Source organism: Rhizobium binae (assembly GCF_017357225.1).
GTDB lineage: Bacteria > Pseudomonadota > Alphaproteobacteria > Rhizobiales > Rhizobiaceae > Rhizobium > Rhizobium binae.
The window spans coordinates 4,264,123-4,282,808 of record NZ_CP071604.1 but is presented as its reverse complement, the minus strand read 5'-3'; the positions used below and the strand labels follow the sequence as shown (position 1 = coordinate 4,282,808).

The following is an 18,686-nucleotide window of genomic DNA, read 5'->3' as shown; positions in this document are numbered from 1 at the left end:
CGGGATCTATAGAGCATGTCCGTCATGGATGCGATTGATGTCACCAAGCCGCAGGCGCCGAAGGCCTCTTCCGGCGTCGAAAAGCCTTCCCTGATCGGGCTGTCGCGCGAGGAAATAGCGGCGGCGCTCAGGGAAAAAGGCGTGGCCGAGAAGCAGATCAAGATGCGCGTCGCGCAGCTCTGGAACTGGATCTATGTGCGCGGCGTCTCCGATTTCGATCACATGACGAATGTCGCCAAGGACATGCGCGAAATGCTGAAACAGCATTTCACCATCGCGCGTCCCGAGATCGTCGAGGAGCAGGTCTCCAACGACGGCACCCGCAAATGGCTGCTGCGCTTTCCCGCGCGGGGCGCGGGCCGCCCGGTCGAGATCGAGGCCGTCTACATTCCGGAAGAGGGCCGCGGCACGCTCTGCATCTCAAGCCAGGTCGGCTGCACGCTGACCTGTTCCTTCTGTCATACCGGTACACAGCGCCTGGTGCGCAACCTGACGGCGGAGGAAATTCTGTCGCAGTTGCTTCTCGCTCGCGACCGGCTCGGCGACTTCCCGGATCGTGAGGCGCCGCAAGGCACGATCATGCCTGCCGAGGGCCGCAAGGTCAGCAATATCGTCATGATGGGCATGGGCGAGCCGCTCTATAATTTCGACAGCGTCAAGCAGGCGCTGCTGATCGCCACGGATGGCGACGGCCTGTCGCTGTCCAAACGCCGTGTGACGCTTTCCACCTCCGGCGTCGTGCCGGAGATCTTCCGCACCGGCGAGGAGATCGGCGTCATGCTGGCGATCTCGCTGCATGCTGTGCGCGACGACCTGCGCGATATTCTGGTGCCGATCAACAAGAAGTACCCGCTGAAGGAACTGATCGATGCCTGCAAGGCCTATCCGGGCCTTTCGAATGCGCGGCGCATCACCTTCGAATATGTGATGCTGAAGGATGTCAATGACAGCCTGGAGGACGCCAAGGGGTTGATCAAGCTCCTGAAAGGCGTGCCGGCGAAGATCAACCTCATTCCGTTCAATCCCTGGCCCGGCACCAATTACCAGTGTTCGGACTGGGAGCAGATCGAAAAGTTCGCCGATTTCATCAATTCGGCCGGCTACGCTTCGCCGATTCGCACACCGCGCGGCCGCGACATCCTTGCCGCCTGCGGCCAGCTGAAATCGGAATCCGAACGCATGCGCAAGACCGAGCGCCTGGCCTTCGAGGCGATGATGATCGCCAATCACGGCGCCGACGACTGATCAGCAAGTTTGATCCTCGCTACAATTCTCCTGCATTGATTTAAGTATGCGCTTTTCCTAATAGTGCCGCCAAAATCATTCAGGAGGACATCCATGCGCCCGATTTTGCTCGCTCTTGCCGCCACTTTGGCCCTTTCCCTGCCCGCCAAGGCCGATAATGTGACCGTTGCCGTCACTGCGATCGTCGAGCATCCCGCGCTCGATGCCGCCCGCAAGGGCGTTCTCGACGTGCTGACGTCGGCCGGCTACAAGGAAGGCGAGAACCTGAAATTCATGTTCGAATCGGCGCAGGGCAATCCGGCGACGGCAGCCCAGATTGCCCGTCAGTTCGCCGGCGACGAGCCCAACGTGATCATCCCGATTTCCACGCCGTCGGCCCAGGCCGTCGTCTCGGCGACGCGCGACATTCCTGTCGTCTTCACGGCCGTCTCTGATCCGCTCGGCGCCCAGCTCGTCAAGAACATGGACAAGCCGGGCGGCAATGTGACCGGCCTTTCCGACATGTCGCCCGTCGGCGAGCACCTGGCGCTGATCAAGGAAATCCTGCCGAAGGTGAAGACGATCGGCTATCTCTACAACTCCGGCGAGGCGAATTCGGTTTCGCTGCTCGCCGTGCTGAAGGCCGAAGCCGAAAAGGCCGGCCTGACAGTGGTCGAATCGGCCGCAACCAAATCGGCCGAGGTTCAGGGTGCCGCCCGCGCCCTCGTCGGCCGCGCCGATGCGATCTACATCCCGACCGACAATACGATCATCTCGGCGCTCGAAGGCGCCGTTGCGGTTGCCGAAGAAAGCAAGCTGCCGCTCTTCACCGCCGATACGGATTCGGTGTCGCGCGGCTCGATCGCCGCGCTCGGCTTCAACTATTATGATGTCGGCAAGCAGACGGGCGAAATCGTCGTGCGCGTCCTGAAGGGCGAAAACCCCGGCGATATCGCGGTCAAGACCGCCGCCGGCAGCGATCTCGTCGTCAACAAGGCGGCCGCGGCCAAGATGGGCATCACCTTGCCCGAGAGCGTACTTTCGCGCGCCAACAAGGTCATCGAATAAGCGCTCATCGTCGCATCAACCATTCACATTCAGCCGCTCCCGTTTGCGCGGGGGCGGCTGAAGTATTAAAAGGCTGCGGTTTCGCGACGGGCGGAACATAAACAAAAGGGGCAGAAAGCCTTGAGCCAAATCGCATTCTGGGGGGCCGTCGAGCTCGGCCTGGTGTATTCCTTCGTCGCCCTCGGCGTCTATCTCGCCTTCCGCGTCCTCGATTTCCCTGACCTCACGGTGGACGGCTCCTTTCCGCTCGGCGCGGCGGTGACCGCGGTGCTGATCATTGCCGGCGTCAATGCCTGGTTCGCGGCGCTGATCGCGATGGCGGCGGGTGCGGCGGCCGGCATGGTGACGGCGCTGCTCAACGTGCGCTTCAAGATCCTCAATCTGCTCGCCTCGATCCTGACGATGATCGCGTTGTTTTCCGTCAACCTCAGAGTGATGGGCAAACCCAATGTCGCCCTCATCAATGCCGATACGATGATCAGCCCGTTTTTCGGCCATGGCCTGCGTGATTTCTACGTGCGGCCGCTCTTCGTCGGCGTTCTTGTCATCGTCGCGCTCATCCTGGTCTGGCGCTTCCTCGAAAGCGATGCCGGGCTTGCCATGCGTGCGACCGGCGCCAATGCCCGCATGGCCCGCGCCCAAGGCGTCGACACCAGCCGGCAGATCTATCTCGGCATGGCGATCTCGAACGCGCTGGTGGCGTTCGGTGGCGCCTTGTTTGCCCAGACCAACGGCTTTGCCGACGTCACTTCGGGCGTCGGCACGATCGTCGTCGGTCTTGCCGCCGTCATCATCGGCGAGACGCTGCTCGGGCGGCGCGGCCTGCTGATCGCGCTCATCGGCTGCGTGCTCGGCTCGATCCTCTATCGCATCGCCATCCAGCTGGCGCTGTCGAGCGACGTCATCGGCCTGCAGGCCTCCGACCTCAATTTCGTGACGGCGGTCCTGGTGACCTTCGCGCTCATTCTTCCCCGCCTTCGCAGAGGTGCCGTATCGTGATCAGCGTCAAGGACATCAAGGTCGTCTTCGGACGCGGCACACCGCTGCAGAAGCAGGCGCTGAACGGCGTCAGCCTGACCATCGAACAGGGCTCCTTCGTCACCGTCATCGGCTCCAACGGCGCCGGCAAATCGACGCTGCTCGGCGTACTCGCCGGCGATGTCATCCCGAGCGAGGGACAGGTGCTGATCGGCAAGACCGAAGTGACGCGCAAGTCGACCGCGGCGCGCGCCGGTCTGGTGGCGCGCGTCTTCCAGGATCCGCTGACGGGAAGCTGCGGCTCATTGTCGATCGAGGAGAATCTCGCTCTCGCCGCCCGCCGCGGCGAGCGGCGCGGGCTTGCGCCGGCGCTCGGCGGCAAGAGGCGCGACTATTTCAAGGAGCGGATCGCTGAACTCAATCTCGGGCTGGAAAACCGGCTGAAGGACCGCATGGATCTTCTCTCGGGCGGTCAGCGGCAGGCGGTCTCACTCGTCATGGCCACACTTGCCGGCTCGGAAGTGCTGCTGCTCGACGAGCATACGGCCGCGCTCGATCCCGGGATGGCCGAGTTCGTGATGAACCTGACGCAGAAGATCGTCGCCGAGCGCAAGTTGACGACGATGATGGTGACCCATTCCATGCGCCAGGCGCTGGATTACGGCCACCGCACGATCATGCTGCATGGCGGCGAGATCGTTCTCGACGTGGCGGGCGACAACCGAAAGAACCTGCAGGTCGAGGATCTGATCGCCATGTTCCGCAAGATGCGCGGCCAGACGCTCGACGACGACGCTTTGCTGATCGGCTAGCCCGACAGCGGGCCGATCAGCTGAATCCAGGCTGATAGCCGTGGCCTATCGAGCCTGGGTGAGCAGGATCTTCGCGGCGAAGATCGAGAAGACGCCGGCGAAAGTATAGTCCATGCCGCGCAGCACCTTGCTGTTGTTCTGCAGCCAGGAAGCCAGCCAGTCGGCGGCAAGGACCACCGCGACATTGATCGGCATGCCGATCAGGATGAAGCAAAGCCCGAGGAACAGCAGCTTCTGAGTGACGGCGGGATCGCCGGCGCTGACGAATTGCGGCAGGAACGTCATGAAGAAGATGATGACCTTCGGGTTCAGAAGGTTGACCCAGAAGCCCGACGAGATGTTCGAAAGGGCGGTGCCCTTCTGCTCCTCGACCTTGGCGACGGTCAGCTTCGAGCCAAAGCGGATAGCCTGCACGGCGAGCCAGAGCAGATAGCCGGCGCCGCCGGTCTTCAGGATCAGGAAGGCGGTCGGCGAGGCAGTGATCAGCGCCGAGATGCCGAAAGCGACCAGCATGGTGTGGACGACGATGCCGAGGCTGGTGCCGACGACGACGAAAAGGGCCGCCTTCTTGCCCTGGGCGAGTGAACGGCTGATCGACAGCGTCATATCGGGACCTGGGGTCGCCGCGAGCAGCAGCGTCGCGGCGGCAAAGGCGAGAAGGGTCGGCAGGTTCGGCAGGAAATCCATAGCACGCTCGGAAAGCTGGACAGTCAAGGTGACTACTTATCCAGCCTTCAGAAAATTACCAATCAAACCTTCTCATGCGCGTCGCACTAAACTTGATTCATGCGGCGCGCATTCGCTGTTTGTTTTGTGCATGTCGTTATCCCGGGACCGCTGCACGCTTCCGGGTGAAATGCAGTGGCACCAATTACTTCTCTTCGAGGAAGGCCTTGAACTTGTCGGCGTAATCCTTGTGCCAGCGCGACAGCGGCGGGCGGTTCTCGATGATATCGCCGGCGGCCCAAGCCATGCGGCGTTCATCGACCGCGCGGGTCACGTCGTTGTCGGGGCAGAGGATATAGAAATCGCCGCGTTCCAGGCTTTCGACCATGAAATCGACCGTCTGTTCCGGTGTCCAGGCGCCGGCTGGCTTTTCCGCCCGGTCGCCCTTGGTGAGGCCGGTGAAGACGAAGCCGGGGATCAGCAGATGCGCCGAGATCTTTGAACCCGCGGTGTTGCGCAGTTCGTGTTCGAGCGCTTCGGTAAAGACTTTCACGCCAGCCTTGGAGATGTTGTAGGCGGGGTTGCCCGGCGGCGTGGTGATGCCCTGCTTGGAGCCGGTATTGATGATCAGGCCGGGCTCGCCGTGGGACAGCATCTTCGGCCCGAAGACGCGCGTGCCGTTGACCACGCCCATCAGGTTGACGGCGAAGATATGGTCCCAATTTGACTGCGAACTGAAGATCGAGGTTTCCGGGCCGATGCCGGCATTGTTCATCAGCACGTGCACGCGGCCGAAACGCTGGAGTACGGCGCGTTCGAGCGCCTCCAGGGAGTCGCGGCTGGCGACGTCGGTCTCAACTGCCATCACATCCTCTTCGCCGGCAATGGCTTTGAGCTCCTCGGCGGCGTTGGCCAGCCGATCACCGCCGAGATCGGCGATGACGACGCTCATGCCGCGTCCGGCAAAATACTTCGCCGCCGCAAGTCCGATGCCGGAAGCGCCGCCGGTGATGACGGCAACATTGGACTTCTTGAAAATATCTTGAATATTCGTCACGGGGACAGCCCCTCCTCGAGCATTGTTCGCACGCAGCCGAATATGGGCGGCGCTTTCGCACTGTCAAACGCTATCGGCGCCTCAGCCATCGCACTTGCCCTTGCGTCGCGCGCCAATCTCGCTAAAAGTGCCGCGACACCGGGTTTTCGCCGGCTTTATGCAACGGACCTCATCATCATGGCATCATACAAAGACGTGAAGAAAGTCGTGCTCGCCTATTCCGGCGGCCTCGACACCTCGATCATCCTGAAGTGGCTGCAGACGGAACTCGGCGCCGAAGTCGTCACCTTCACCGCCGATCTCGGCCAGGGCGAGGAGCTGGAGCCGGCGCGCAAGAAGGCCGAAATGCTCGGCATCAAGGAGATCTATATCGAGGACGTCCGCGAGGAATTCGTGCGCGACTTCGTCTTTCCGATGTTCCGCGCCAATGCCGTCTACGAGGGCGTCTACCTGCTCGGCACCTCGATCGCCCGTCCGCTGATCTCAAAGCATCTGATCGATATCGCCCGCAAGACCGGCGCCGATGCGATCGCCCACGGCGCCACGGGCAAGGGCAACGATCAGGTTCGCTTCGAGCTCTCCGCCTATGCCCTGAACCCTGACATCAAGATCATTGCGCCGTGGCGCGATTGGTCCTTCAAGAGCCGCACCGACCTGCTCGAATTCGCAGAGAAGCATCAGATCCCGGTTGCAAAGGACAAGAAGGGCGAGGCTCCCTTCTCCGTCGACGCCAACCTTCTGCATTCCTCTTCCGAGGGCAAGGTTCTGGAAGACCCTGCTCAGGAGGCGCCGGAATATGTGCACATGCGCACGATCTCGCCGGAGGCCGCTCCCGACAAGGCGACGACAATCAAGATCGGCTTCCGCAAGGGCGATGCCGTGTCTATCAATGGTGTCGAGATGTCGCCGGCGACGCTGCTCGCCACTCTCAACACCTACGGCCGCGACAACGGCATCGGCCGTCTCGATCTCGTCGAGAACCGTTTCGTCGGCATGAAATCCCGCGGCGTTTACGAAACGCCCGGCGGCACGATCCTGCTCTCGGCCCATCGCGCCATTGAATCGATCACGCTCGACCGGGGTGCCGCCCATCTCAAGGACGAGATCATGCCGCGCTACGCCGAGCTGATCTATTACGGCTTCTGGTTCTCGCCGGAACGCGAGATGCTGCAGGCGCTGATCGACAAGAGCCAGGAGCATGTCGAAGGCGAAGTGACGCTGAAGCTCTACAAGGGCAATGTCATGGTCATCGGCCGCGAAAGCGAAAAGTCGCTCTATTCCGACAAGCTCGTCACTTTCGAGGACGACCAGGGTGCCTACGACCAGAAGGACGCAGCCGGCTTCATCAAGCTCAACGCGCTGCGCCTGCGCACGCTCGGCAAACGAAACCTCGCGAAGTAATCGCGCTTCGCTTTCGAACCGGCTATGCGCCCGCCGGCTTTTGCCGCGCGGGCGTTTTCGTGTCTCCCGAGAGCGTTTGAGGTGCCGGATTCCGACAGGAGCGGAGATTTCGTTGAACGTGGCCTTGCGTCCCGAGGTCATTGCGTCCCGAGGTCATTCCTGCGCAAGCAATTTCCTTCCCGGCGCAAATTGGCGATCGTAGAAAATTCGCACGGACAGAACGACGCCGGCGATCAGAACAGCCACCCCAGCGACTTCGATCGGGGTCGGCCAGCGAGCATGCACGACAAGTCCTCCGATGACGCCGAAGGCTGTTTCCGAAACGATCAATTGCGCGGCCAAGGCCACGGGCAGGCTGCGTGACGCAACATTCCAGGCCCATACGCCACCTACGGTTGCCAGCAGCGCCAGAGATGCACCCCAAACATACAGGCCGCCGGCGGCACTCCAGCCGAATCCCAATGCCGGAAGCTTGAAGAGGTCCATCGCGGCACCGACGGGATAGAAGGCCAGCATAAAGACGCCGCCGCCCGCCAGTATCAGCGCCGACCACACACCGGAGGGCATTTCCGGTCGGGTGGCGAGTGCAGCCTGATTGGCAAGAGCAAACCACACCCAAAGTCCCACGGCCGCGAGCGCCAGCGGCACGCCGACCCACAAGGATCCGACGGAGTTCAATCCTTCAGCGGTGAATGCCGTGCCATTGACCAGAAAAAGTCCGATCAGCACCAGCGCCAAAGGCGGCATAAGGGACCGCCACGGCAAGGATCCCTGACGCTGATTGCCAATGACCATCAAGGTGATCGGTACCAGGCCGAGAAAGGCCGGCGCGATGACCGGGCCGGCAAAGATGGCCGCTCCCGTTACCGTGAGGAAGTAACCGACATATCCGACAAAGGCGAGCCACAGAGCCTTCAGAACGTTGCTGAGCGTGAGATGGCGCACGACGTGCTTCTTCGAAAACAGGATGAACAAGCCGACGAGCGCCGAGACGAGATGACGGATGAGAGCGAAATCGAAGGTGGAATAGTCGCCGATGATGAAGGGCACGACAAAGTTGAGCGAAAAGGCAAAGGCCGCAAAGAGAGCGGCCGACACGCCGACATAGAAGGATCTGTCCATAATCTTCACCCCTTTGACGTTGCGCGCCCCGAGCTTTTGCCTCCGTGACGCCAACCGCTTTGATCGATTAGCCGCAATTTACTGGCTGAGAGCCTTGGCCGGTACTCGGTGAAAATGAGAGCCACCCTCTTGGTGCTCATCGATTTCTCGGGCGTGTGCCGCACCCAAAGCGGCAATCGCGCTATGAACGGAATACGGTTCAATCGGACAATTGCACCGGCTATCCAGCAGAACTGATTTTTCATATCCTCCAATATCGCGGCTTTAATCGTCGGGGCGTTATGGATCGGCTTGATGCAATGCGGGTTCTCCTTGCGGTGGTGGACGCCGGGAGCTTGTCGGCGGGCAGCCGGAAGCTGAACGCGCCGCTGCCGAGCGTCAGCCGCAAGGTCGCCGATCTGGAGCGATACCTCGGCACGAATCTCATCATACGAACGAGCCGCAACCTGCAGCTCACGGATGCCGGGCGCGACTATGTCGAGGCGGCGCGTAAGATTATCGCCGATCTGGAGGAGGTCGAACGCAGGGCGTCGGGTGAATATCAGATGCCGCGGGGACTGCTGACCATCACGATGCCGATCGAGTTCGGCCAACGCTACGTTCTGCCGATCGCACTCGACTTCATGAACAAGCATCCGGAGGTGACGCTGAGGGCTCTTTCGCTCGACCGCTCGGTTCATCTGGTCAATGAGCAGGTCGATGTCGCCATCCGGCTTGGTGAGTTGGTCGACAGTTCGCTCTACGCCGTCAAAGCCGGCGAGTTCCGTCTGCTGACATGCGCAAGCCCAGCCTATCTGGAACGGCATGGCGTCCCCCAACATCCCACCGAGCTCGCCAATCACGATGGGATCATGTTTCACAAGCGGTCGTTCTTTTGGAGTTTCGAGATCGAAGGGAAGGCTGTCGAGGTCATGCCACGGTCCCGGATCGAGGTGAACACGGCCGCCAATAGCGTTGTCGCCGCGCTGAAGGGGGTCGGGATCGCCCGCCTCTTCGATTACCAAGTTCCGGAGGAGGTGTCCTCCGGCGCGCTCGTGCAGATATTGAAGGACTATGACGGCGAGCCCAAGCCGATCCACATCATCTATTCGCGTCAGGGCTTGCTCGCTCTGAAGGTGCGCGCCTTCATCGATTGGGCGCTCCCCCGGCTTCGCGCGGCCTGCGGCAGCTATGGCGATACGCCGTCACCGGAATAAGGCGCCCACTTTCTTGACTACGGCGTGGCGAAGGGTGGCCATTGTCATATTGACGGTTCCTCTTCCGCGTCACGGATGACGCGATCGATCTGCGCCTGAAGGCGGGGACCGATCAGCAGGATGGCGGGAATGACGATGAGATAGGCGATGCTCCACGAGCGGAACCATGTCAGGACGAACTCCTTCGAGAAGCCCAGATTGAGTGCGAGCAGCGTGAAAGAGATCAGCCCTGTCGTCACGACGCCCATCGACAGAGCGAAGACGATCTTGCGTTTGAAATGCGTGTTCATGTCGGTCTCCCGGACGGATGTGAAAGCGGGATCGCTTCAGCGGTCGCGATTTCGGTTGGTGCCCTGAAGATCGCGCAGCTTCGGTGCCGGCGGTAGCGCGAGAAAACGAGAGGCTCCCTCTCGCTTCTGCTCGCTACCGGATCGGTCTTGCGAAGCTCATCTTCCCCTCATCGCAGCCTAAAGCGCGAGTCGGCCGCCGCCATCTCGCCGGCTGAAATCCAACAAGGAGTATGTGAATGCCGACAGTCATCTACACAGGCGAAACCAGCACCACCGGCGGGCTTGACGGCGCGTCTCGTAGTTCCGATGGTCGCCTCGACGTGAAATTATCCCCATCCGGTTCCTCGGGCAAAGGCACCAATCCCGAGCAGTTCTTCGCTGCGGGCTGGTCCGCCTGTTTCCTCGGCGCGATCGGGAGAGCGGCCGCGGAGCGTCAGCTTCGCGTGCCCGCCGGCGCTGCCATCAACGCCGAGATTGACCTGGTCTCGAATGACGTCGCTATGTGCTGCAGGCACGGCTGAACGCAAAGCTGCCGGGCATCGAGGCGGATCTCGCGAGCTCCCTGGTCGAGCGTTCGCACCAGCTCTGCCCTTATTCCAAGGCCACCCGCGGCAATATCGCCGTCGAACTCAACGTTGCCTGATCGGTCTCCGATTAAGGCCTTCCGACCCGATATCGTGCCGGCGTCCCGAGAAGATGCCGGCCAGGACAGGGCGAACACCAGAGGATTCCGTCATGACCACCATAGCAAGAGCCCTGGCAGCGGCAGCTTTACTGCTTGCCGCCGGCAGGCCCATCCATGCGGAAACGGCGACGCAGTTCCTTCCCATCACGAACGAGCCTGCACCCAAACTCGTCGTGGATCAGCCCCTTGCGGGACCGCTCGCGAGCCGAGCGGTAGCCATCATACCCTATCGAACCGAGAATTTCCGCATCCTGCCGATCTTTGGCGCCAGTGCCAGGGACGTCTCGCCGAGGGCCGGTCACCTTCATGTCAGTATCGACGACCTGCCCTGGCGGTGGGCCGACGCGGGCGGCACCGGCGCTATAGTCCTCACCGCCCTGCCGCCAGGCGAGCACAAGTTGCTCATCGAAATGGCCACGCCGGAACATGAAGTGCTGGGCGGAAAGGTCGTGAAGTTTACCGTACCGGCAATCGACCGCGCGCGCCACTAAAGCACGCCGCGATCCTTCAGATTCGCTACCGCGCTTTAGGACTTTATCTTCTCGGATGTCGTTAGCGCAAAACTGCTGCACAGTTTTGCGCGACATGCTTTAGAGGCGAATTCGGCGGCGTCCGCTTTGAGCCGGAAGTCGCCGCCGTGCCCTTGACGGATGCCGGGGATGGCTTACTCTGCCGCAGTCACCCTCGGAGCATTTCCATGACGCAGTCCCTGCTGTTCGGCGCCTTCCTGGCGGCGCTTTTCTATGTGCTCATTCCCGGACCCGCCTTCCTGCAACTGCTCGGCATCGGCGCCGGGCAGGGGCGCAAGGCCGGGGCCTTCTTCATGATGGGGCATCTGGTCGGGGATCTGATCTGGTCGTCGTTGGCGCTGATCGCGATCGTCGGCGCGAAGACGATCGGGACTTTCGTCTTCGATCTGCTCGGCCTCGCCTGCGGCTTCTATCTCGCCTGGATCGGCTGGAGCGCCGTCAATACCAAGCCGAAAGCGGATGGGCAGGCGCTTGTCATGGTCGAGCGTCCGTTCCGGCGTGGCCTGATCTTCGGCGTCACCAATCCGAAGGGTTATCCGGTGGCGCTTGCCACCTTCACCGCCCTGGTTGCAGGATCTGCCGGCGCGCTCGATTTCGAGGCGCTGCCGGTGCTTCTCGGCGTGTCCTTGGTCGGTTTCGTGACGGCCGACATCATCCTGATCGGCATTATCGGCGCAGGCGCGGTGCGACGCTTCTATCGCGCCTATGAACGGCTGATCGTGCGCTGTTCCGGCGTCCTCTTCATGGGCTTTGCCGCCCAGGCGCTGTGGCACGCGACGCCCGGCCTTTTCGGCTGGCGCAAGGCGTGATTCAACCGTCCAGGAAGTTGACCACCGATTTCAGCGTCTGAACTTCGCTGGGATCGCCGATCGACATGGCGACCTGGAGCTGGTTCTTGTAATAATCGAGGAAATTGAAGCTCGTGCCGTCGGTAACGCTGGAGAGGTCGATCACGTTGCCGAGCGGATCGATCGCATGCATCGGCAACGGCTCGGAGATCGCGGCGTAGGTGTTCTGGTCGATCACGCCGCTATCGAAGCTTTGGCGCGCGTAGGAACGCAGCTCTCCGGGGCTGACCGCAGTAAAATCGGGGCCCTCATCGGGATTGTCTTCGATGTGAAACGAGACGGGGGCCGGAGCCTTTGTCTCGATGTGAATATCGGCAGTCTTCGAATTTTTTGCGTTATTAGGGTTGTTTTTAAATAGCAAACTCTGAGAAGACCGCAGGGAAAAAATTTCCATGGCGCATGTCCCCTGGCAGGAAGATCACCCGAAAACTAGCGCTTGTGCCCGATTCGCGTCAATCGTTAACAAATGGTTAATTTGCACGCGTCAAATTTCGTCCACCAGATTTTGCGGATGTCCACCGGATTTGGCGGGCGAGGCAAAAGGCCCTGCCTGCGACATACCAATTCTCCGGACGCTCTCCTATATTGACGATCCATTCGCATGCCAAAAAGGATTCTCCGATGCCTTCTCCACATGATTTCAATCCGGCGCTCGTCAATTGGGACGGCCTTCATGGCCTGCCGCGGTTCGATGCCTTGAACGATGATGATTTCGCCGCCGCCTTCGAGGCCGCGCTTGCCGAGCATGAAAGGGAGATCGACGAGATCGCCGGAAACGGCGACGCGCCGACATTCGCGAATACGATCGTTGCGCTTGAAATCGCCGGCGAAGCGCTGTCGCGCGTCTCGTCGCTATTCTGGAACAGAGCGGGAGCCCATACCAACGACGTGATTCAGGCGCTGGAGCGGGAGATCTCGCCGAAAATGTCGCGCCATTATTCGAAGATCGGGATGAACGCCGCGCTCTTTGCCCGTATCGATACGCTTTGGGAAAACCGCGAGAGCCTCGGACTGACGCTCGAACAGATGCGCGTGCTGGAACGCCATTGGAAAGGCTTCGTCAAGTCGGGCGCCAAGCTTGAGAAGGCCGAGCAGGAGCAGCTTGCCGCGATCAACGAGAAGCTCGCCGGTCTCGCCACGCAGTTCGGCCAGAACGTGCTGGCCGACGAGAAGGCCTGGGCGCTCATGCTTTCGGACGGCGCCGAACTCGACGGACTTCCCGAATTCCTGCGCGACGCGATGGCGGCGGCGGCGCGCGAGCGGGGCGAGGACGGCAAGTATGCCGTGACGCTGTCGCGCTCGATCATCGAGCCGTTCCTGACCTTCTCGGAGCGCCGGGACCTGCGCGAACAGGCCTTCAACGCATGGGTGGCGCGCGGCGCCAACGGCGGGGAAACAGATAACCGCGGCGTCATCAAGGAAACGCTCGCCCTGCGCCACCAGGTGGCGAGGCTGCTCGGCTACGGGAATTTCGCCAAGCTGAAGCTCGACAACACCATGGCGAAGACGGCGGAAGCGGTGAACGGCCTGCTGAAAGCGGTCTGGGCGCGGGCGGTGAAGCGCGCCGGCGAAGAGGAGATCGACATTGCGGCGCTGATCGCCGAAGAGGGCCGGAACCACGAGGTCATGCCCTGGGACTGGCGCCACTACGCCGAGAAGATCCGGGCGCGGAAATTCGATTTCTCCGAGGCTGAACTGAAGCCCTATCTGCAGCTCGAGAACATCATCGAGGCCTGCTTCGACGTCGCCGGACGGCTGTTCGGCATCCGTGCGGTCGAAAAGAAGGGCGTGCCGGCCTACCATCCCGATGTCAGGGTTTTCGAAATCAGGGACCGCGACGACAGGCTGGTCGCCCTGTTCCTCGGCGACTATTTCGCCCGGAGTTCGAAGCGATCAGGCGCCTGGATGAGCTCGCTGCAATCGCAGCACAAGCTGGAACTGAAGAATGGCCGCCACGGCGAATTGCCGATCATCTACAATGTCTGCAACTTCGCCAAACCGGCCGAGGGCAAGCCGGCGCTGCTGTCGCTCGACGATGCCCGCACGCTGTTCCACGAATTCGGGCATGCGCTGCACGGCATGCTTTCCAACGTCACCTATCCTTCCGTGTCGGGCACCGGCGTCTCGCGCGATTTCGTCGAATTGCCGTCGCAGCTCTACGAGCACTGGCTGACGGTGCCCGCCATCCTGAAGCACTATGCCGTGCATTTCGAAACCGGTGAGCCGATGCCGCAGGCGCTGCTCGACAAGGTGCTGGCGGCCCGCACCTTCAATGCCGGCTTCAACACCGTCGAGTTCACCTCGTCGGCGCTGGTCGACATGGCGTTTCACACGCGCGAGGCTGTCGAAGACCCGATGGCGGTGCAGGCCGAGGTGCTGGCCGAGATCGGCATGCCGAAATCGATCGTCATGCGCCACGCCACGCCGCACTTCCAGCACATCTTCTCCGGCGGCTATTCGGCCGGCTATTATTCCTACATGTGGTCCGAGGTGCTCGACGCCGACGCCTTTGCCGCCTTCGAGGAGACGGGCGACGCCTTCAACGGCGAGATGGCGAAAAAGCTCAAGGAAAACATCTATTCCACCGGCGGCTCGGTCGATCCGGAGGATGCCTATAAGGGCTTCCGCGGCAAGCTGCCGAGGCCGGATGCGATGCTCGTCAAGAAGGGGCTTGCGACCTTCGAGGAATTGACAGGCAGCGACGCTTAAGACAGTTTGATGACAGAGACCCACGCGGCATGGCGGCAGCCATGCCGCAGCTTTCGCGCGCGACCCCCTTTCGCAATCGCGAAAAAACCGGTATGAGCGCGCCAAACGTAAATGGCGCGTCCACTTGGCGTAGCGCCCCAGCCTCAGAGATTATGACATATGGCACTTCGCAACATCGCGATCATCGCGCACGTTGACCATGGCAAGACCACTCTCGTTGACGAGCTTCTGAAACAGTCCGGCTCGTTCCGTGAGAACCAGCGCGTCATGGAACGCGTGATGGACTCCAACGACATCGAAAAAGAGCGCGGCATCACCATTCTCGCCAAGGCGACCTCGATCGAGTGGAAGGACACCCGCATCAACATCGTCGATACGCCCGGCCACGCCGACTTCGGCGGTGAAGTCGAGCGTATTCTGTCGATGGTGGACGGCGCGATCGTTCTCGTGGACGCGGCCGAAGGCCCGATGCCGCAGACCAAGTTCGTCGTCGGCAAGGCCCTCAAGGTCGGCCTTCGTCCGATCGTCGCCATCAACAAGATCGATCGTCCGGATGCCCGGGCCGACGAAGTGGTCAACGAAGTTTTCGACCTTTTCGCCGCGCTCGATGCCACCGACGAACAGCTCGATTTCCCGATCCTCTACGGTTCCGGCCGCGCAGGCTGGATGAACTACGATCCGGCAGGCCCGACCGATCAAGGCCTCGCACCGCTGCTCGACCTCGTCGTCAAGCACGTGCCCGAGCCGAAGGTCGAGGAAGGTCCGTTCCGGATGATCGGCACGATCCTCGAGGCCAACAACTTTCTCGGCCGCATCATCACCGGCCGTATCGCTTCCGGTTCGATCAAGCCGAACCAGGCGGTCAAGGTTCTCGGCCAGGACGGCAAGCTGATTGAGCAGGGCCGAATTTCCAAGATTCTCGCTTTTCGCGGCATCGAGCGTCAGCCGATCGAAGAGGCGCATGCGGGCGACATCGTCGCGATCGCCGGCCTTTCCAAGGGCACGGTCGCCGATACCTTCTGCGATCCGTCCGTGACGGAAGCCCTGAGGGCGCAGCCGATCGACCCGCCGACGGTCACCATGTCCTTCATCGTCAACGACTCGCCGCTTGCCGGCACCGAAGGCGACAAGGTCACCAGCCGCGTCATTCGCGACCGCCTGTTCAAGGAAGCCGAAGGCAACGTTGCGCTGAAGATCGAGGAAAGCGCCGACAAGGATAGTTTCTTCGTCTCCGGCCGCGGCGAACTTCAGCTTGCGGTTCTGATCGAAAACATGCGCCGCGAAGGCTTCGAGCTTGCCGTTTCGCGTCCGCGCGTCGTCATGCACAAGGACGAGAGCGGCCAGCTGCTGGAGCCAATCGAGGAAGTCCTCATCGACGTCGACGAAGAACATTCCGGAGTCGTCGTTCAGAAGATGTCGGAGCGCAAGGCTGAAATGGTCGAGCTTCGTCCGTCGGGCGGCAATCGCGTCCGCCTGGTTTTCTACGCGCCGACCCGCGGCCTGATCGGCTACCAATCGGAACTGCTGACGGATACGCGCGGCACGGCGATCATGAACCGCCTGTTCCACAGCTATCAGCCTTACAAGGGCGAGATCGGCGGCCGCGTCAACGGCGTGCTGCTCGCCAACGAAGCTGGTGAAGCGGTGGCCTATGCCCTGTTCAATCTGGAAGACCGCGGCCCGATGATCATCGATGCCGGCGAAAAGGTCTATATGGGTATGATCATCGGCATCCATACGCGCGACAACGACCTTGAGGTCAATGTGCTGAAGGGCAAGAAGCTGACCAACATCCGCGCCGCCGGCAAGGACGAGGCCGTCAAGCTCACCCCGCCGATCCGCATGACGCTGGAGCGCGCGCTCTCCTGGATCCAGGAGGACGAGCTGGTCGAGGTGACGCCGAAGTCCATTCGCCTGCGCAAGATGTATCTCGACGCCAACGACCGCAAGCGGTTCGAAAAGACCAAGGCGGCTCTCTGAGCGTCTCGGGTTATTCCTCAAAGCCCCGGCCTACGCGCCGGGGTTTTTTATTGTGCGCTGCGCCGATTCCGACTTGTGACAATCGTTAAAAAAGCGTTAAATTTTGACCATCGTCCACATGTTAAGTCTGTGGGCAATCGAGCCGAATGCGTCATCGCGTATGGTTAATTGCCCCCGGCAGGACCAGAGTAAACGTTATGAAGACGTTGTCGATCGATGTCCGGCGGGCCGAACCGCACGATGCCCGAGCCATTTCGGAAACGCACAGGCTCGCCTGGCAGCACACCTATGCGGGGATTATTCCGCATCGCGCCCTGACGCAGATGATCGAGCGGCGCGGCGAAAACTGGTGGCGCAAGGCAACGCGCGGACCTGCGACATTGCTGGTCCTTGATGTCGCCGGCACGGTCGCCGGCTATGCGACCCTCGGCCTCAATCGCGCTCGCGCCCTGCCGCAGGAAGGCGAAATCTACGAGCTCTATCTTCGTCCCGAATATCAGGGCATCGGTCTCGGCAGGATGCTGTTCGGCGAGGCGCGCCGGCTGTTGAGGTCGCTCGGCTGCAACGGGCTGGTCGTCTGGTGCCTCGAGGAAAACGAGACCGCCAGCCGCTTCTACCGCCATCACGGCGGGATCGATTTCTGCGAGGGCATGGAAAATTTCGACCACAAGCAGTTGAAGAAGATCGGCTTCATCTGGAACTGAGCCATCCCGCCTGCAGTTCGATCATCTCTTGCTAGAATTTCGATCTGGCTGCGTGCCGTCGCCATCACGCATTGGTGATCTCCAATGTTGCGTTGCCGCATGAAACTGATTATCTGGCTGCGAGCAATTCAACCTCGCAGGAGTTCCGTATGCGCATCGACGCCGTTTCCATCGGTAATAATCCCCCTGAAGACGTCAACGTTATTGTCGAGGTTCCGGTCGGCGGTCATCCGATCAAGTATGAAATGGACAAGGACGCCGGCACGCTGGTCGTCGATCGTTTCCTCTATACGCCGATGACCTATCCGGGCAATTACGGTTTCGTGCCGCACACCCTGTCCGAAGACGGCGACCCGATCGACGTGCTGATCGCCAGCACTCGCCCGCTGGTTCCGGGCTGCGTCATCAACGTGCGCCCGATCGGCGTCCTGAAGATGGAAGACAATTCGGGCAAGGACGAAAAGATCATCGCCGTGCCGTCGCCGAAGCTGACCCTGCGTTATGAGAAGGTGAAGGACTACACCGACCTTCCGGAGATCACGCTGAAGCAGATCGAGCACTTCTTCGAGCACTACAAGGATCTTGAGCCCGGCAAGTGGGTGAAGATCTTCGGCTGGGGCGACTCCAAGGAAGCCGGCCAGCTCATTATCGAAGCCGTTGAGCGCGCCAAGAAGGCGAAGGTTTGATCGTTCACTTAAGGAAAGCTTCGAGCTTTCTTGCCAGACCCTCCGGATCGCCCTCGATCCGGAGGATTTTTTTGCGCGCCGTTTCGCCGGAAACGAGGCTGAAGCTGGATTTGGCAATACCGACCGATTTGGAAATGAGCGCGATCAGCGCCCTATTGGCCTTTCCCTTTTCCGGAACGGCGGTGACGCGCGCCTTCAGATAGGTCTCGCCTTCGCTGTCCGTCTCAATGCCGTCGAACGCATCTCGCCCACCATTCGGCGTCAGCCGAACAGTGAGGCGCAGATGATCAGCGAAGAGCTTCCAGGGAGGGCTCAAGAGACCAGCGGGTAAACGGTGGTCCAGAGGAAGGTGCGCAGGAAGAAGATGATCACCAGCAGGATGATCGGCGAAATGTCGATGCCGCCGAGGTTCGGCAGGCGACTACGGATCGGTTTCAGCACCGGCTCGGTGACATTATAAAGGAACATGCCGACCGAATTGACGAACTGATTGCTGGAATTGATGACGTTGAACGCATAGAGCCAGGAGAAAACGGCGCTGGCAATCAGGATCCACGTATAAATATTCAAAACCAAATCAATGGTTTGAAACAAGGCAAACATCGACGTCTCCAATTGGTTGTTGACAGACATGTAGACATTGGCGACTAAACGGGCAAGTGCCGTGTCGAAACGCATGGCAGATCATGTTTAACGGGCGGCCTCGCAACCATTCCGGCCTCCGCTTTCT

General features: G+C 61.0%; 19 protein-coding genes and 1 pseudogene. 13 read left to right on the top strand and 7 right to left on the bottom strand.

The window, feature by feature from the left end; all coding sequences use genetic code 11:
- The first annotated feature begins 15 nt into the window (after window positions 1–15).
- The 4 genes from rlmN (at window position 16) to J2J99_RS20890 (ending at window position 4,082) form a co-directional block, all read left to right on the top strand.
- Complete coding sequence (gene rlmN, locus J2J99_RS20905; protein ID WP_168301690.1) at window positions 16–1,245, top strand: dual-specificity RNA methyltransferase RlmN; 1,230 nt, start codon at window positions 16–18, stop codon at window positions 1,243–1,245.
- A 93-nt stretch (window positions 1,246–1,338) separates the two neighbouring features.
- Window positions 1,339–2,292, top strand: a complete 954-nt coding sequence (locus tag J2J99_RS20900; protein ID WP_168301691.1) for an ABC transporter substrate-binding protein — start codon at window positions 1,339–1,341, stop codon at window positions 2,290–2,292.
- 120 nt (window positions 2,293–2,412) lie between these two features.
- Window positions 2,413–3,291: an ABC transporter permease gene (locus tag J2J99_RS20895; protein ID WP_168301692.1), complete on the top strand. Its 879-nt coding sequence runs from the start codon at window positions 2,413–2,415 to the stop codon at window positions 3,289–3,291.
- The gene (locus J2J99_RS20890; RefSeq protein ID WP_168301693.1) at window positions 3,288–4,082 is read left to right on the top strand and encodes an ABC transporter ATP-binding protein; all 795 of its coding nucleotides are present in this window, start codon (window positions 3,288–3,290) and stop codon (window positions 4,080–4,082) included. Before J2J99_RS20895 ends, J2J99_RS20890 begins: the two co-directional genes overlap by 4 nt.
- Before the next feature lie 45 nt (window positions 4,083–4,127).
- Here the strand turns inward: J2J99_RS20890 and J2J99_RS20885 are convergent, their stop codons facing one another.
- Together J2J99_RS20885 and J2J99_RS20880 are read right to left on the bottom strand one after the other, a co-directional pair.
- Window positions 4,128–4,769, bottom strand: coding sequence for a LysE family translocator (locus J2J99_RS20885; protein ID WP_168301718.1), 642 nt, complete (start codon window positions 4,767–4,769; stop codon window positions 4,128–4,130).
- 184 nt (window positions 4,770–4,953) lie between these two features.
- Window positions 4,954–5,805 carry an SDR family NAD(P)-dependent oxidoreductase gene (locus J2J99_RS20880; RefSeq protein WP_168301694.1) on the bottom strand — a complete coding sequence of 284 codons (852 nt, stop codon included), beginning with the start codon at window positions 5,803–5,805 and terminating at the stop codon, window positions 4,954–4,956.
- A 177-nt stretch (window positions 5,806–5,982) separates the two neighbouring features.
- On the opposite strand from J2J99_RS20880, the gene J2J99_RS20875 reads away from it, so the two are divergent.
- Window positions 5,983–7,206 (top strand): argininosuccinate synthase, encoded by a 1,224-nt coding sequence (locus tag J2J99_RS20875; protein ID WP_168301695.1) that lies wholly within the window; start codon window positions 5,983–5,985, stop codon window positions 7,204–7,206.
- A 153-nt stretch (window positions 7,207–7,359) separates the two neighbouring features.
- On the opposite strand, the gene J2J99_RS20870 is transcribed toward J2J99_RS20875, so the two are convergent.
- Window positions 7,360–8,328: a DMT family transporter gene (locus tag J2J99_RS20870; RefSeq protein ID WP_168301696.1), complete on the bottom strand. Its 969-nt coding sequence runs from the start codon at window positions 8,326–8,328 to the stop codon at window positions 7,360–7,362.
- A gap of 281 nt (window positions 8,329–8,609) precedes the next feature.
- Here J2J99_RS20870 and J2J99_RS20865 point away from each other — a divergent pair, with 281 nt between their 5' ends.
- Window positions 8,610–9,524: a LysR family transcriptional regulator gene (locus tag J2J99_RS20865; protein WP_168301697.1), complete on the top strand. Its 915-nt coding sequence runs from the start codon at window positions 8,610–8,612 to the stop codon at window positions 9,522–9,524.
- A 44-nt stretch (window positions 9,525–9,568) separates the two neighbouring features.
- Here the strand turns inward: J2J99_RS20865 and J2J99_RS20860 are convergent, their stop codons facing one another.
- The gene (locus J2J99_RS20860) at window positions 9,569–9,814 is read right to left on the bottom strand and encodes a DUF2798 domain-containing protein (protein ID WP_168301698.1); all 246 of its coding nucleotides are present in this window, start codon (window positions 9,812–9,814) and stop codon (window positions 9,569–9,571) included.
- Between the two features lie 236 nt (window positions 9,815–10,050).
- On the opposite strand from J2J99_RS20860, the pseudogene J2J99_RS20855 reads away from it, so the two are divergent.
- From J2J99_RS20855 to J2J99_RS20845, 3 genes and pseudogenes are all read left to right on the top strand, one after another.
- Window positions 10,051–10,457 (top strand): annotated as a pseudogene (locus J2J99_RS20855) (organic hydroperoxide resistance protein).
- A 92-nt stretch (window positions 10,458–10,549) separates the two neighbouring features.
- Complete coding sequence (locus J2J99_RS20850) at window positions 10,550–10,990, top strand: DUF6130 family protein (RefSeq protein ID WP_168301699.1); 441 nt, start codon at window positions 10,550–10,552, stop codon at window positions 10,988–10,990.
- A gap of 206 nt (window positions 10,991–11,196) precedes the next feature.
- On the top strand, window positions 11,197–11,838 hold the full coding sequence (locus J2J99_RS20845; protein ID WP_168301700.1) for a LysE family translocator: 642 nt from the start codon (window positions 11,197–11,199) through the stop codon (window positions 11,836–11,838).
- A 1-nt stretch (window position 11,839) separates the two neighbouring features.
- On the opposite strand, the gene J2J99_RS20840 is transcribed toward J2J99_RS20845, so the two are convergent.
- Window positions 11,840–12,271, bottom strand: coding sequence for a hypothetical protein (locus J2J99_RS20840; RefSeq protein ID WP_168301701.1), 432 nt, complete (start codon window positions 12,269–12,271; stop codon window positions 11,840–11,842).
- A gap of 227 nt (window positions 12,272–12,498) precedes the next feature.
- On the opposite strand from J2J99_RS20840, the gene J2J99_RS20835 reads away from it, so the two are divergent.
- The 4 genes from J2J99_RS20835 to ppa all read left to right on the top strand — a co-directional run bounded on the left by J2J99_RS20835 (window position 12,499) and on the right by ppa (window position 17,956).
- A complete protein-coding gene (locus J2J99_RS20835) occupies window positions 12,499–14,586 on the top strand; it encodes a M3 family metallopeptidase (protein ID WP_168301702.1) in 2,088 nt (695 codons plus the stop codon).
- A gap of 159 nt (window positions 14,587–14,745) precedes the next feature.
- Window positions 14,746–16,566: a translational GTPase TypA gene (gene typA / locus J2J99_RS20830; RefSeq protein ID WP_168301703.1), complete on the top strand. Its 1,821-nt coding sequence runs from the start codon at window positions 14,746–14,748 to the stop codon at window positions 16,564–16,566.
- A 197-nt stretch (window positions 16,567–16,763) separates the two neighbouring features.
- Window positions 16,764–17,270, top strand: coding sequence for a GNAT family N-acetyltransferase (locus J2J99_RS20825; RefSeq protein WP_168301704.1), 507 nt, complete (start codon window positions 16,764–16,766; stop codon window positions 17,268–17,270).
- Window positions 17,271–17,419: 149 nt separating this feature from the next.
- Window positions 17,420–17,956, top strand: coding sequence for an inorganic diphosphatase (ppa, locus tag J2J99_RS20820; RefSeq protein ID WP_168301705.1), 537 nt, complete (start codon window positions 17,420–17,422; stop codon window positions 17,954–17,956).
- A 4-nt stretch (window positions 17,957–17,960) separates the two neighbouring features.
- On the opposite strand, the gene J2J99_RS20815 is transcribed toward ppa, so the two are convergent.
- Both J2J99_RS20815 and J2J99_RS20810 read right to left on the bottom strand, forming a co-directional pair.
- On the bottom strand, window positions 17,961–18,272 hold the full coding sequence (locus J2J99_RS20815) for a DUF167 domain-containing protein (protein WP_168301706.1): 312 nt from the start codon (window positions 18,270–18,272) through the stop codon (window positions 17,961–17,963).
- Window positions 18,269–18,559, bottom strand: coding sequence for a YggT family protein (locus J2J99_RS20810; protein ID WP_168301719.1), 291 nt, complete (start codon window positions 18,557–18,559; stop codon window positions 18,269–18,271). The genes J2J99_RS20815 and J2J99_RS20810 overlap by 4 nt, the downstream gene beginning before the upstream one ends.
- Window positions 18,560–18,686 lie beyond the last annotated feature (127 nt).